Genomic DNA, 14,046 nt, shown 5'->3' on the forward strand with positions numbered 1-14,046 from the left:
TTAGAACCTGGTTCCAAAGCTGAAGCGGAAGATCTCTTTCTTGTCGTAATCTTCCTTGATAATCGGGACCGCAAAGTCAAGTCGGATCGGCCCGAAGGGCGAGCGCCAGGACAAGCCGGTGCCGACCGACAGGCGGACCGATTCGTCGTCGGGGACGAGCGGGTCGTTGATGTCGACCTTGCCCAGCGTGCCGACGTCGGAGAAGGCGTGGCCCTTCAGCCCGAATTCCTCGGGCAGGCCGACCGGGAAGCTCATCTCCACCGAACCGCGGTAGTAGCGGGTGCCGCCCAGGGCGTCGCCGGTGCGCAGGTCGCGCGGGCCGATGCCGGCGGTGTTGAAGCCGCGCAGCGTGTCGCCACCCAGGAAGAAGCGGTCGGACAGGAAGACGTCCTTGCCGATGCCGACGATGTAGCCGACCTCGCCCGTGGTGCTGAGCACCCAGCTGTCGTCGAACAGCGGCAGGTAATAGCCGGCCCCGAGACGGTTGCGCAGGAAGCGGGCGTTGCCGCCCACGCCGGCGAAGTCGTTCGTCAGGCGGACGTAATAGCCTTCCGTCGGGTTCAGGCGGCTGTTGCGGCGGTCGTAGGTCAGCTCCTGTCCGATCAGCGACGTCGTGCGCGCGCCCTTCTGGTCCTGGATGTACCGGGACGCCGTGCTGGGAACGCTGGTGATGTCGGTGTTCTGGAGCTGGTAGTAGACGCGCTGGCGCAGGTTCTCCGTCAGCGGATAGCCCATGCGCAGGGCCATGCCGGTGCTCTTCTCGTCGAAGGAGCTTTCGTCCTGGTAGTCGCGGGTGATGCGGAACAGGTCGAAGCCGGCGGACAGGTCGCGGTCGAGGAAATAGGGTTCCGTGAAGGAGACGTCGTATTCCTGGCGGCTGCCCGACACGGTGGCGCCGAAGCGCAGGTCCTGGCCGCGGCCCAGCAGGTTGCGCTCGCGGATCGAGAAGTCGGCCAGCGGACCGTCCGAGGTCGAGTAACCGGCACCGATGGAGATTTCACCGGTGGACTGCTCGGTCACCTCGACGTTCATCACCGTGCGGTCGGGCGCCGTGCCTTCCGCGGTGGTGATGTTGACGCGCTCGAAATAGCCCAGATCCTTGATGCGCTGTTCGGAGCGGCGCAGCTTGGTCGTGCTGAACGGATCGCCTTCGGACAGCAGCATCTCGCGCCGGACCACCTTGTCCAGCGTGCGGACGTTGCCCGTCACGTCGATGCGCTCCACGAAGACGCGCGGTCCCTCGACGATGTCGTAGACGATGTCGATGGTCTGGTTCTCGCGGTTGCGCGAGATTCGCGGACGGACGTCCACGAAGGCGTATTGCAGGTCGCCGACCGCGTTGGACAGCTTGGTGATGGTGTTCTCCACCTCCTGCGCGTTGTACCAGTCGCCCTCGCGCGTGCTCAGCACGCTGCGCAGCTGCTCCGGGTCCAACGCCTTCAGCGAGGTGCTGATGTCCATCTTGCCGAACTTGTAGCGCTCGCCCTCGTCCACCGTGAAGGTGATGACGAAGTCCTCGCGGTCCGGCGTCAGTTCCGCCACGGCGGACACGACGCGGAAGTCGGCGTAGCCTTCCTTGAGGTAATAGCGGCGCAGCAGGTCGCGGTCGTAGTTCAGGCGGTCGGGGTCGTAGTTGTCGTCCGACGTCATGAAGCGCCACCAGGCGCTTTCCCGCGTCTGGATCGCCTCGCGCAGCGTCCCGTCGGAGAACTTCTCGTTGCCGATGAAGGTGATGCTGCGCACGCCGGTGCGCACACCCTCGTTGATCTCGAACACCAGATCGACGCGGTTCTGGTCGAGCTGGATGATCTTCGGCTCGACGGTCGCGGCGAAGCGGCCCTGGCGGCGGTAGATGTCCAGGATGCGCTGCACGTCGCTCTGAACGCGGGTGCGGGTGTAGACGACGCGGGGACGGAGCTGGATTTCCTTCTCCAGATTCTCCTTCTCGATGCGCCGGTTCCCCTCGAAGGCGATGCGGTTGATGATCGGGTTTTCCGCCACCTGCACCACCAGCGCATCGCCGTCGCGCTTCAGCACGACGTCGGCGAACAGACCCGTGTTGAACAGGGCCTTCAGCGACTGGTCGATGCGGTCGGGATCGAAGGGATCGCCGGGCGCCACCGCGAGGTAGGAGCGGACCGTCGTCGGCTCGATGCGCTGGACGCCTTCCACCCGGATATCCCGGATGGTGCCGCCCGAGAACATCTGCGCCACCAGCGTCCCGTCACCGAAGGCGGCGGATTTCGCCGCACCCGGTTTGGGCGCGCCCGCCTGGGCCCAGGCTGCGTGGGAAAGGGCAAGAGAAACCGTCGTCATGGCGCAACCGGCCATCAGGCCGAACGCCAGAACCCTGCTCGACACCCGCAAAGCTCGCTCCCTGGCTTTGGGGGCATCTCTCAGGAAATGAGCCCCCTAAAGAAATCCACCACGCGAAGCTGAACGAGATCGTTCCACGTGGCGAAAACCATGAGCGTTAATACCAAAGCAAGCCCGATGCGGAAACCGTATTCTTGCGCTTTAGGTCCGAGAGGACGCCCACGGAGTCCTTCAAGGGCGTAAAACATCAGATGGCCGCCGTCAAGCAGCGGAACCGGAAACAAATTGATCATGCCGAGGTTCACGGACAGGAAGGTCATGAACCAGATCAGCGGGTACCAGCCGGATTGCGCGACCTCGCCGGACATCTGGGCGATGCGCAGCGGCCCGCCCAGCTCCTCGGTGCCGCGCGAGCCCTCGATCATCTGGCCGAGCGCCACGAAGGTGCCGGACACCATGCCGACGACCTCGCGGCCCGCCTGCCACAGGGCGGTCAGCGGGTCGTGGCGCTTGGTCTCCGCCCCGCCGCGCATGATTCCGAGCTGGCCGATGCGGTGGGTGTTGCCGAGTCGGTCGGTGACCTCGCGCACGTCCGGAGTCGCCGTCAGATTGACCGAGCGTCCGTCGCGCTGCACCACCATCTCCAGCGGCGCGCCGGGCTGCATCGAGACGATCTGCCGGATTTCCTCGAATCGCTGGATGCCGCTGCCGTTGATCGAGACGATCAGGTCGCCCGGCTGAAGACCGGCGCGCTCCGCGGCGCTGCCCGGCTGCACGCCGCCGACGTCCGGCGGGGTGAAGGACTGGCCGGCGGTGGCGAAGAGGATGGTCAGGGCGACGATGGCGAACAGGAAATTCGCGATGGGTCCCGCCGCCACGATGGCCGCCCGCTGGCCGAGCCGCTTGTGGTGGAAGGACACCGCCTGCTCCTCGGCGCTCATGCTCTGCGTGTGGGCGCCGGGCGTGCTCGCCGGGTCGGCGTCGCCGAACATCTTCACATAGCCGCCGAGCGGGATGGCGCTGAACTTCCAGCGCGTTCCGGAGCGGTCGGTCCAGCCGAACAGCTCCGGGCCGAAGCCGATGGAGAACACCTCGATGCGCACGCCGTTGCGGCGCGCCACGAGGTAGTGACCGAGTTCGTGCACAAACACGAGCACGGTGAGGACCAGCAGAAAAGACAGAAGCGTGGTCCCGAAGCCGCCCATGACGTCCATCACATCCTTTGTGTCCCGGAGCGGCCCCTTCGTGGTCCGCGCCCGGAAAAAGACTCAGCGTGCCAGAGCCGCAACCCGGTCCGCCGCGGCGCGGCGCGCCTCGGCGTCGGTGTCGCGCACCGCGCCCAGGTCGCGGAGCGGCCGGTACGGCAGCGTGCCCAACACCCCCTCGACGATCCGTTCGATGTCGAGAAAGCCGATCCGGCGGTCGAGAAACGCCTGCACGGCCACCTCGTTGGCAGCACTGAGAATAGTAGGAGCGCCCCCACCGCTTTGCAAGGCGGCCCGGGCCAGCCGCAGGGCCGGGAAACGCTCGGGGTCCGGCGCCTCGAAGGTCAGGGTTGCGGCCTTGACGAGGTCCAGCCGTTCGGCGGGCGTGGAGATGCGCGCCGGCCAGCCGAGCGCGTAGGCGATCGGCGTGCGCATGTCCGGCGTGCCGAGCTGCGCCAGCACCGAACCGTCCACATACTCGACCAGCGAATGCACGACCGATTGCGGGTGGACCAGCACGTCGATCTTCCCTTCGGGGACGCCGAAGAGGAAATGCGCCTCGATGATCTCCAGCCCCTTGTTCATCATGGTGGCGCTGTCGATGGAGATCTTGGCGCCCATGTCCCAGGTCGGGTGGGCGACCGCCTGTTCGCGCGTCGCCGCCGCCATGAAGGCGCGGTCCTTCGTCCGGAAGGGTCCGCCGGAGGCCGTCAGGATCAGGCGCTGGACGCTGTCCAGCCGGTCGAAGTCGAAGACCTGGTAGATCGCCGAATGCTCGCTGTCCACCGGCAGCAGGTTGGCGCCGTGGCGGCGCACCTCCTCCATCATCAGGGCGCCGGCGCAGACCAGCACCTCCTTGTTGGCGAAGGCGACGCAGGCGCCGCGGCGGACGGCGGCCAGCGTGGGCTCCAGCCCGGCGGCGCCGACGATGGCGGCCATCACCCAGTCGGCGGGACGCTCCGCGGCCTCGGCCACGGCCTGCGGACCGGCGGCGGCCTCCACGCCGGTTCCGGCCAGGGCCTCCTTGAGGTCGGCGTAGGCGGCGGGGTCGGCGACCACGGCCAGTTTGGGGCGGAGCTGCCGCGCCTGCTCCGCGAGGAGGGCGACGTTGCGGTTGGCGGTCAGCGCCTCCACCGGGAAGCGCTCCGGATCGCGGGCGACGAGGTCCACCGTCTGCGTGCCGACCGATCCGGTCGAACCGAAGATCGTCACGCGGCGCGGCGCGTCCCCCGCCCCTTCAGCCTTCACAACCATAACCCCGTCACCACCATGCGATTGCCGTGCCGATGGTCGCGTGGAACAGGGCCAGCACCGGGGCAGCGGCGAGCAGCCCGTCGATGCGGTCCAGGATTCCCCCGTGACCAGGAATGAGATGGCCGCTGTCCTTCACGTTGTAACGGCGCTTGACCGCGGATTCGAAGAGGTCGCCCGCTTGCGCCACCACGGCCAGGACGGCGCCCACCGCAAGAGCCAGCAGCGGCCGCTGCGCGCCGGCCGCCAGAGCCACCCCCCACCCCACCAGGGCGGAGGAGGCCATGCCGCCGATCAGGCCGGCCCAGGTCTTCTTGGGGCTGATGCGCGGGGCGAGCTTCGGCCCGCCGATCGTGCGTCCGGCGGCGTAGGCGCCGATATCGGTCGCCCAGACGCCCAGCATGGTGAAGAGGAACAGCGCGAGGCCGGAGTCCGGATCGTCGCGCAGCCACATCAGCCCGGCCAGACCGGCCACGATGTAGAGGATGCCGCCACCGGACAGGCCGCGGTCCGGCCCGCCCGAGGCCACCGCGACGCCGGCCGTGGCCAGGATGGCGACGACGACGGCCGCCCACGGCCCGGCGGCGATCTGCGCGGCCAGCGCCAGCAGGACGCCGCCCACCGATAACGCGATGGCCGCGCCCTTGCGGCGGCAGGGAACGAGGTTGCCCCACTCCACGGCGGAGGCCACGGCGCCGAGCGCGATCAGGACATGGAACACCCATCCGCCCGCCCAGACGGCCGCCAGGACGAGCGGCGCGAGAACGAGCGCCGAAATGGCGCGCGTCTTCAGGTCGCCGGATTTAGCGGGTGCCGGTGGTTGCGCCGAAGCGACGTTCCCGTCGGTGGAACTCTTCAATCGCCGCCTCCAGGTCACGCTTGGAAAAATCGGGCCAGAGCGTGTCCACGAAGACCAGCTCGGCATACGCCGCCTGCCAGAGCAGGAAATTGCTGATGCGCTTCTCGCCGCTGGTGCGGACGATCAGGTCGGGGTCCGGGATGTCGGCGGTGAACAGGCGTTCGGACAGCCGGTCCTCGGTGATGTCCGCGGGGTCGAGCGTCCCCGCCTTCACCTCCTCGGCCAGACGCCGCGCCGCCAGCGTGATCTCCTGGCGGGAGCCGTAGCTCAACGCCACCACGAGGGTCAGCTTGCGGTTGTCGCGCGTGAGGTTCTCGGCGTTCTCGATCAGGCCGACGATGTCCTTGGACAGGCGGGCCCGGTCGCCGATGACGCGCAGGCGCACGCCGTTCCGGTGGAGGTCGGCAATCTCGCTGCGCAGGTAGAAGCGCAGGAGCTGCATGAGGTCGGACACCTCCTCCTCCGGCCGACGCCAGTTCTCGGACGAGAAGCTGAAGATCGTCAGATAGCCGATCCCCAGCTCGCCCGCGGCTTCGACCGTCCGGCGGACGGCGTCCACGCCCTTTTTATGGCCGGCGGTGCGGGGCAGCCCTCTGGACTTCGCCCAGCGCCCGTTGCCGTCCATGATCACGGCCACGTGCGCGGGCGGGCGCAGGGGGCGGCTGTCTTCCGCGTCGCGCATGCCGTCAGACCTGCATGATGTCCTTTTCTTTCGCCGCAAGCGCATCGTCGACCAGCTTGATGTACTGGTCGGTGAGCGCCTGGACCTTCTCGCCGAGCCCCTTGTGCTCGTCCTGCGAGATGTCGCCGGCCTTCTCGGCCTTCTTCAGGCCGTCCATGCCGTCGCGGCGCACGTTGCGCACGGCGACGCGCGCCTGCTCGGCGTATTTGTGGGCGACCTTGGCGAGTTCCTTGCGGCGCTCCTGCGTCAGGTCGGGCAGCGGCACGCGGATCGACTGGCCTTCCGTCTGCGGGTTCAGGCCGAGGCCCGAATCGCGGATGCCCTTCTCGACGGCCTTGACCATGCCGCGGTCCCACACCTGCACGACGATCAGGCGCGGCTCCGGCACGCTGACCGTGCCCACCTCCTTGAGGTGCATGCGGGCGCCGTAGGCCTCGACGGTCACGGGCTCAAGCAGGCTGGCGGAGGCGCGGCCGGTGCGCAGACCGCTCAACTCCTTGCGAAACGCCTCAAGCGCTCCTTCCATGCGGCGCTTGAGATCCGATGCGTCGGGCGCAGCCACGGGCTCACTCCGTTTCTTCGTTGATGATCGTAAACTTGCCCCGGCCCTGCATCACCTCGGCGAAGGCGCCGGGGGTGTGGATCGAGAACACGAGTATGGGGATGTGGCTCTCGCGCGCCAAGGAGATCGCGGAGGCGTCCATCACCTGAAGGTCCTTGGCCAGGACCTCCAGATAGCCGAGGCGCTCGTAACGCTCCGCGTCCTTCACCTTCTTCGGGTCGGCGGTGTAGACGCCGTCCACCTGCGTGCCCTTCAGCAGAGCGTCGCAGCCCATCTCCGATGCGCGCAGCGCGGCGGCGGTGTCGGTGGTGAAGAAGGGATTGCCGGTGCCGGCGGCGAAGATCACCACGCGGCCCTTTTCCATGTGCCGGATGGCGCGGCGCCGGATGTAGGGCTCGCACACCGACGACATGGGAATGGCCGACTGCACGCGGGTCACCACACCCATCCGCTCCAGAGCGCTCTGCATCGACAGGGCGTTCATCACGGTGGCGAGCATCCCGATGTAGTCGGCCGAGGCGCGCTCCATGCCGCTCGCCGCACCCTTCACGCCGCGGAAGATGTTGCCCCCGCCGATGACCAGGCTCACCTGGACGCCCAGCTCGATCACCGCCTTCACCTCGTTGGCGACGCGGTTGACGACGTCCGGGTCGAGGCCGTAGTCGCGCTGACCCATCAACGCCTCGCCCGACACCTTCAGCAGGACTCGTTTGAAGCGGATGCCGTCAGCCGGCTCGGTGGTCCCGGTGGTCTGGGCCATGGGGGGCTTTCTCCCGGTTGGTGTGAAGAGTGCGTGCGGCGGGCTGCCGGTTCCTTACTTCTGGCCGGCGGCGGCGGCGACTTCGGCGGCGAAATCGCTCTCCGCCTTCTCGATGCCCTCGCCCAGCGCGAAGCGGACGAAGCCCGTCACCTTGACCGGGGCGCCGACGTCCTTGGCGGCGTTCTCCACCACCTTGCGGACCTTGGTCTCGCCGTCGATCACGTAGGTCTGCTCCAGCAGCACCACTTCCTCGTAGTACTTGCGGATGCGGCCTTCGAGCATCTTCTCGACGATGTTCTCCGGCTTGCCCGAGGCGCGGGCCTGCTCGGCGAGCACGTTGCGCTCACGCTCCAGGGCGGAGGTGTCGACGTCGGCGATGTCCAGGGCGTCCGGACGGGCGGCGGCGATGTGCATGGCGATCTGCTTGCCCAGATCGTTCAGCTTCGCGGCGTCGCCGGTCGACTCCAGGGCGACCAGAACGCCGATCTTGCCGAGGCCCGGCGCGATGGCCGAGTGGACGTAGGACACGACGACGCCCGCCGGGACCGACAGCTTGGCCGAGCGGCGGATGTTCATGTTTTCGCCGATGGTGGCGATCAGGTTGGTCAGCTCTTCCTGGACCGTGCGGCCGGCGTCCGGATAGGCGGTGCCCTTCAGGCCCTCGACGTCGCCCGAACCCGACAGGGTCAGCTCGGCGGCCTTCAGGGAGAAGGCCTGGAACTTGTCGTTGCGCGCGACGAAGTCGGTCTCGGCGTTCACCTCGACGACGGCGCCCGCGGTGCCGGCGGTGGCGACGGCGACCAGACCCTCGGCGGCGACGCGGCCGGACTTCTTGGCGGCGGCGGCGAGGCCCTTCTTGCGCAGCCAGTCAACGGCGCCCTCGAGGTCGCCCTGGGTCTCGGCCAGCGCCTTCTTGCAGTCCATCATGCCCGCGCCGGTCTTCTCGCGCAGTTCCTTGACGAGCGCGGCGGTAATCTCGGCCATGGTATCGCCCTCTTCCTTCCGAACAGATCCAAGCGGATCGGGTTGATCCAAACAACTCATAAAAAAGGCAGCCGGGCCATAGGTCATAAGGCCCGGCTGCCCCGCATCACCGGGATCAGGCCTGGGCTTGCTCAGCCGGCGCGGCCTCTTCCGCTTCGGCTTCCGGCAGCTGCTCGGCCGGAGCCTCCTCGCTGGAGCCGACGTCGATGCCGGCGGCGCTCATCTCGGCCTGCAGGCCGTCGAGCACGGCGCCGTTCACCAGCTCGCAGTACAGGTCGATGGCGCGCAGCGCGTCGTCGTTGCCCGGGATCGGGAAGGCCACGCCGTCCGGATCGGAGTTGCTGTCGATCACCGCGATGACCGGGATGCCCAGCTTGTTGGCTTCCTTGACCGCGATCGACTCCTTGTTGGTGTCGATGATGAAGAGGACGTCCGGCAGGCCGCCCATCTCCTTGATGCCGCCCAGCGCGCGCTCCAGCTTGTCGCGCTCGCGGGTCAGCTCGAGGATTTCGCGCTTGGTCAGGCCCGAGGTGTCGCCGCCCAGACGCTCTTCCATCTCGCGCAGGCGCTTGATCGACTGGGAGATGGTCTTCCAGTTGGTCAGCATGCCGCCGAGCCAGCGGTGGTTGACGTAGTACTGGCCGCACTTCGACGCGGCCTCGGCCACCTTCTCCTGGGCCTGGCGCTTGGTGCCGACGAACAGGACGCGGCCGCCGCCGGCGACGACGTCACGGACGGCCTGCAGGGCGCGGTGCAGCGCCGGGACCGTCTGCTCCAGGTCGATGATGTGCACGCCGTTGCGCACGCCGAAGATGTACGGACCCATCTTCGGGTTCCAGCGGCGGGTGTGGTGACCGAAGTGGACGCCGGCTTCGAGCAGCTGGCGCATGGTGAAAGACGGAATAGCCATTTGGAAAAGTCCTTTTCCGGTTGCTCCGCCGCGGGCACTGTCCGTTTGACAGGACACCGGATCGGGCCATCGGGGTAAAGCCGAGGGACCGCCAGCCCGCGTGAGGTTTTGACGACGGCGCTTACATAGCCCGCCGCAACCGCTTTGGCAACACCGGTTTGCCAATTGGTTGGGGCCAATTGCGGAGCTGCGCGCCCCGCTTCGTCATGGCAAGCGCGGTCTCTACAGTTCCACCACCTCGACCACCCCCGGCACCGCCTTCAGGGCGGCGCGGCTCTGGTTGGTGATGTTGAAGGAGCCGGGGAGCTGGATCTCCACTTCCTTCAGCGGGTCGATCTCGACCAGCAGGTGGATCTTGCCCTTGCCGCGGGCCAGCCGCTCCAGCATGCCGCGGATGCTCTCCACCGGCGCGTTGTCGCGCACCACCACCTTCAGCCCGTCCGAGACCTGGGCGACGGCGTCCTCCAGCGGCTTCACCTCCTGGCAGGTCAGGCGGATGTCCTCGCCGTTCATCTGGACGTCCACGGTCATCAGCACCGGGCGCCCGGCCTCCAGCAGGTCGCGGTTGGTCGCCAGCACCTCGGAGAAGACCGTCACCTCATAGCCGCCGCTGGAGTCGGACAGTTCCACGAAGGCGAAGCGGTTGCCCGACTTCGCGGTCTTCTCCTTGCGGCTGACCACGATGCCGGCGACGCTGCGCCGGGTCGAGCCGCCGCCGGTCACCGCCGCGGCGAGGTCCGCCGACCGCACCACCCTCATGCGGGCCAGCGGCCCGGCGAAGGCGTCCAGCGGGTGGGCCGACAGGTAGAAGCCGATGGCGCCGAACTCGTGCTTCAGCTTCTCCAGCGGCTCCCACTCCTTCACCTTGGGCAGGTCCGGCTCCTTCAGCCCGCCGCCCGCGCCGCCGAACAGGTTGCCGATGCCGCTGTCGCGCTCCGCCGCCTCGGCCTGGGCGTAGCGGATCAGCGTCTCCAGCGCCGCGTGCACCTGAGCGCGGTTCGGGTTGATGCCGTCGAAGGCGCCGGCGCAGGTCAGGTTTTCGAGCTGGCGCTTGTTGATGGTCTTCAGGTCGAGGCGGCGGGCGAAGTCGAACAGGCTCTTGTAAGGGCCGTTCTTGCGCCGCTCCTCCACCACCGCCTTCATGGCGGGCAGGCCGACGCCCTTCACCGCGGCCAGCGCGTAGCGCACCGCCTTGCCGCCGTCGGGCAGCGCCTCCACCCCGAAGATGCTGTCGGACCTGTTGATGTCCGGAGTCAGCAGCTTGATCTTCAGCCGCACCAGCTCCTGCCGGAAGACGTTCAGCTTGTCGGTGTTGCCGAGGTCGAGCGTCATCGACGCCGCCATGAACTCCACCGGGTGGTTCGCCTTCAGATAGGCGGTGTGGTAGGCGACCAGGGCGTAGGCGGCGGCGTGGCTCTTGTTGAAGCCGTAGCCGGCGAACTTGGCCACCTGATCGAAGATCATGCTGGCCTGATCGGGGTCCACGCCCTTGTCCTTGGCGCCGACGACGAACTTGTCGCGCTCCTTGTCCATCTCCTCCTTGATCTTCTTGCCCATGGCGCGGCGCAGAAGATCGGCGCCGCCCAGCGAATAGCCGGACAGCACCTGGGCGATCTGCATGACCTGCTCCTGGTAGATCATGATCCCGAAGGTCTCCTTCAGGATCGGCTCCAGGGCCGGATTCATGTAGTCGGGCAGTTCCTCCCCGTTCTTCACCTTGATGTATTTGGGGATGTTGTCCATCGGGCCCGGACGGTAGAGCGACACCAGCGCGATGATGTCCTCCAGCCGGTTCGGCTTCAGCCGGCGCAGCACGTCGCGCATGCCCGAGCTTTCCAGCTGGAACACGCCGGTCGATTCGGCGCGCCCCAGAATCTCATAGCTTCGGGGATCGTCCAGCGTGACGGTGGTCAGGTCCGGCTTTTCCGGGATCAGGTCCACCGCCGTCTTCAGCACGGTCAGCGTCTTCAGGCCGAGGAAGTCAAACTTCACCAGCCCGGCCTGCTCGACGAACTTCATGTTGAACTGGGTGACCGGCATGTCCGACCGCGGATCGCGGTACAGCGGCACCAGATCGTGCAGCGGCCGGTCGCCGATCACCACGCCCGCCGCGTGGGTCGAGGCGTGGCGGTACAGCCCCTCCAGCTTCAGCGCGATGTTGACGAGGCGCGCCACCGTCTCGTCGCCGTCGCGGGCCTGGCGCAGCATCTCCTCGCTGTCCAGCGCCTGCTGGAGCGTCACCGGGTTGGCCGGGTTGTTCGGCACCAGCTTGCAGATCTTGTCCACCTGCCCGTAGGGCATCTGGAGCACGCGCCCGACGTCGCGCAGCACGGCGCGGGCCTGCAGCTTACCGAAGGTGATGATCTGGGCGACGCGGTCGTAGCCGTACTTGTCCTGGACGTAGCGGATCACCTCTTCGCGGCGGTCCTGGCAGAAGTCCACGTCGAAGTCGGGCATCGACACGCGTTCGGGATTCAGGAAGCGCTCGAACAGCAGGCCGAAGCGCAGCGGGTCCAGATCGGTGATGGTCAGCGCCCAGGCGACGACCGAGCCGGCGCCCGACCCGCGGCCTGGCCCCACCGGGATGTCGTGCGACTTGGCCCACTTGATGAAGTCCGACACAATCAGGAAGTAGCCGGGGAACTTCATCGACACGATGACGTCCAGCTCGAACTCCAGCCGCTCGAAATAGGTCTTGCGGGTCTCTTCGCGCTGCTCCGGCGTCATGTCCGGGGTGTAGACGACGCTGTTCAGCCGCATCTCCAGCCCCTCGCGGGACTGGGCGCGCAGTTCCTCCCCCTCGTCGCGGCCGCCCTCGCAGGGGAAGGGCGGCAGGATGGGCTTGATCGGCTTCAGCAGGAAGGAGCAGCGCCGGGCGATGGCGACCGTGTTGTCCACCGCCTCCGGCAGGTCCTTGAACAGCTCCCGCATCTCCTCGGCCGACTTGAAGCGGTGGTCGGGGGTGAGGCGGCGGCGCTCGGTCTGGCTGATGTAGGCGCCCTCGGCGATGCAGAGCAGCGCGTCGTGCGCCTCGTACATGTCCTCGGTCGCGAAATAGCAGTCGTTGGTGGCGACCAGCGGCAGGTCGTGAGCGTAGGCGAGGTCGATCAACGCCGGCTCGATGGCGTCCTCGATCACCGCGAAATGGTCGCGGTGGCGCTGAAGCTCGACGTAGAGCCGCCCGGGGAACAGCCGCTTCAGCCGCTCCAGCACGTCGAGCGCCAGATCCTTCTGCCCCTCGCCCAACAGCCGCCCGACCGAGCCGGCGGGACCGCCGGTCAGCGCGATCAGCCCGGCGGAATGGCCCTCCAGCGCGTCCAGCGGGATCTGCGGCCCGGCCATCGGGTCCGATTCCAGGAAGGCCCTGGAGACCAGCTTCATCAGGTTCCGGTAACCCTCGTCGGTCTGGCAGAGCAGCACGAGCTGGTCGGGGACCGACGCCGCCTTGCCCGGCAGGCCCGGCTTGCCGTTGGCCGGACCGACTCGGGTGATGCCCAGAACCGTGCCGATGATCGGCTGCACGCCCGAATCCGCGGCGGCCAGCGCGAACTCCAGCGCGCCGAACAGGTTGCCGGTGTCGGTCACGGCGACCGCCGGCATGTCCTTCTTCTGGCAGAGCTTGACCAGCTCCTTCACCTTGATGGCGCCCTCGGACAGGGAATAGGCGGAGTGGACGCGCAGATGGATGAAGTCGGCGTGAGGCATGGCGGAGACGGGCACCGGTTCCAGCGGAGGGGGACGTTACCCCTAGTCGTCGCGCATCCCGTCCCGCACTGCAAGGGACCAAGCGCGGGCCCGGCCATGCGGCGATGCGCCGGCCCGACCAAGGGTAAGGGAAGATTCCCCGATCGTGGGTGTTCGTGCTATCGAAAGAGGCAGAGCCACGATCCGAGAATGACCCGTTCCATGCGCCGAATCCGCTCCAGCGCCGTCCTGGCGGTGCTGGCGGCCACGCTCCTCACGGCTTGCCAGACCACCGGCGCCCCCGCACCGTCCGCGGAGCAGACCCACCGGCCGCCGCCGCCCGAAACGACGCCCTCCTCTCCCCTGTCCGACGCGCCGGGGCGCGTCGTCGCGCAGAACAAGGGCTGGGTCGTGCGGGCCCATCCGGCGACCAAGACCGGCTCGGCCTATTGCTACGCCACGCGGACCGACGATTCCTCACCCCTCTCCTTCCGGGCGACGGCGAAGGGGGCGGCCATGCTGGTCAACGCCGACCAGCACGCCCAGGCCAAGGGCGCGGAAAGCCGCCTGACCGCCATCTTCCCCGACGGCGAGACCATGGCGCTGGAGGCCAGCCCCCTTCCCGACGGCGGCGTGGTGGTGCCGGTCGAGCTGCCGAAATACGAGGATCTGTTCGAACCCTTCATGCGGTCGCGCGCGGTGACCCTGCAACGGGACGGCGGCGGGACGGACATCGGCGACGTCAATCTGGGCGGCTCCTCCTGGGCTCTGGCCGCCCTGGACGAGTGCCGCATCCTGCACACGGACAAGTAAGCGGATCCGTGGGGGTCTGA

Annotated in this window: 11 protein-coding genes; 1 reads left to right on the plus strand and 10 read right to left on the minus strand. The window is 67.9% G+C overall.

The genetic code is table 11. From position 1 onward, the window contains the following. From bamA to dnaE, 10 genes are all read right to left on the minus strand, one after another. Complete coding sequence (gene bamA, locus TSH58p_RS05815; protein ID WP_109071921.1) at positions 1-2,367, minus strand: outer membrane protein assembly factor BamA; 2,367 nt, start codon at positions 2,365-2,367, stop codon at positions 1-3. Between the two features lie 29 nt (positions 2,368-2,396). Further along, complete coding sequence (rseP, locus tag TSH58p_RS05820; protein ID WP_014240157.1) at positions 2,397-3,530, minus strand: RIP metalloprotease RseP; 1,134 nt, start codon at positions 3,528-3,530, stop codon at positions 2,397-2,399. 54 nt (positions 3,531-3,584) lie between these two features. After that, positions 3,585-4,775, minus strand: coding sequence for a 1-deoxy-D-xylulose-5-phosphate reductoisomerase (locus TSH58p_RS05825; protein WP_109071922.1), 1,191 nt, complete (start codon positions 4,773-4,775; stop codon positions 3,585-3,587). Between the two features lie 7 nt (positions 4,776-4,782). Further along, positions 4,783-5,631, minus strand: coding sequence for a phosphatidate cytidylyltransferase (locus TSH58p_RS05830; RefSeq protein WP_109071923.1), 849 nt, complete (start codon positions 5,629-5,631; stop codon positions 4,783-4,785). Continuing rightward, positions 5,576-6,313, minus strand: coding sequence for an isoprenyl transferase (locus TSH58p_RS05835; RefSeq protein WP_109071924.1), 738 nt, complete (start codon positions 6,311-6,313; stop codon positions 5,576-5,578). Before TSH58p_RS05835 ends, TSH58p_RS05830 begins: the two co-directional genes overlap by 56 nt. Before the next feature lie 4 nt (positions 6,314-6,317). Further along, positions 6,318-6,875, minus strand: coding sequence for a ribosome recycling factor (frr, locus tag TSH58p_RS05840; RefSeq protein ID WP_094306000.1), 558 nt, complete (start codon positions 6,873-6,875; stop codon positions 6,318-6,320). Positions 6,876-6,879: 4 nt separating this feature from the next. Continuing rightward, positions 6,880-7,635 (minus strand): UMP kinase, encoded by a 756-nt coding sequence (gene pyrH / locus TSH58p_RS05845; RefSeq protein ID WP_109071925.1) that lies wholly within the window; start codon positions 7,633-7,635, stop codon positions 6,880-6,882. A 54-nt stretch (positions 7,636-7,689) separates the two neighbouring features. After that, positions 7,690-8,619 carry a translation elongation factor Ts gene (gene tsf, locus TSH58p_RS05850; protein WP_038528340.1) on the minus strand — a complete coding sequence of 310 codons (930 nt, stop codon included), beginning with the start codon at positions 8,617-8,619 and terminating at the stop codon, positions 7,690-7,692. A gap of 115 nt (positions 8,620-8,734) precedes the next feature. Next, positions 8,735-9,529 carry a 30S ribosomal protein S2 gene (gene rpsB / locus TSH58p_RS05855; RefSeq protein ID WP_035673095.1) on the minus strand — a complete coding sequence of 265 codons (795 nt, stop codon included), beginning with the start codon at positions 9,527-9,529 and terminating at the stop codon, positions 8,735-8,737. Between the two features lie 222 nt (positions 9,530-9,751). Further along, on the minus strand, positions 9,752-13,234 hold the full coding sequence (gene dnaE / locus TSH58p_RS05860) for a DNA polymerase III subunit alpha (RefSeq protein WP_109071926.1): 3,483 nt from the start codon (positions 13,232-13,234) through the stop codon (positions 9,752-9,754). A 189-nt stretch (positions 13,235-13,423) separates the two neighbouring features. Between dnaE and TSH58p_RS05865 the strand changes: the two genes are divergently transcribed. Then, positions 13,424-14,026 (plus strand): hypothetical protein, encoded by a 603-nt coding sequence (locus TSH58p_RS05865; RefSeq protein WP_109071927.1) that lies wholly within the window; start codon positions 13,424-13,426, stop codon positions 14,024-14,026. The last annotated feature ends 20 nt before the right edge of the window (positions 14,027-14,046 follow it).

This window comes from Azospirillum sp. TSH58 (genome assembly GCF_003119115.1).
Taxonomy (GTDB): domain Bacteria; phylum Pseudomonadota; class Alphaproteobacteria; order Azospirillales; family Azospirillaceae; genus Azospirillum.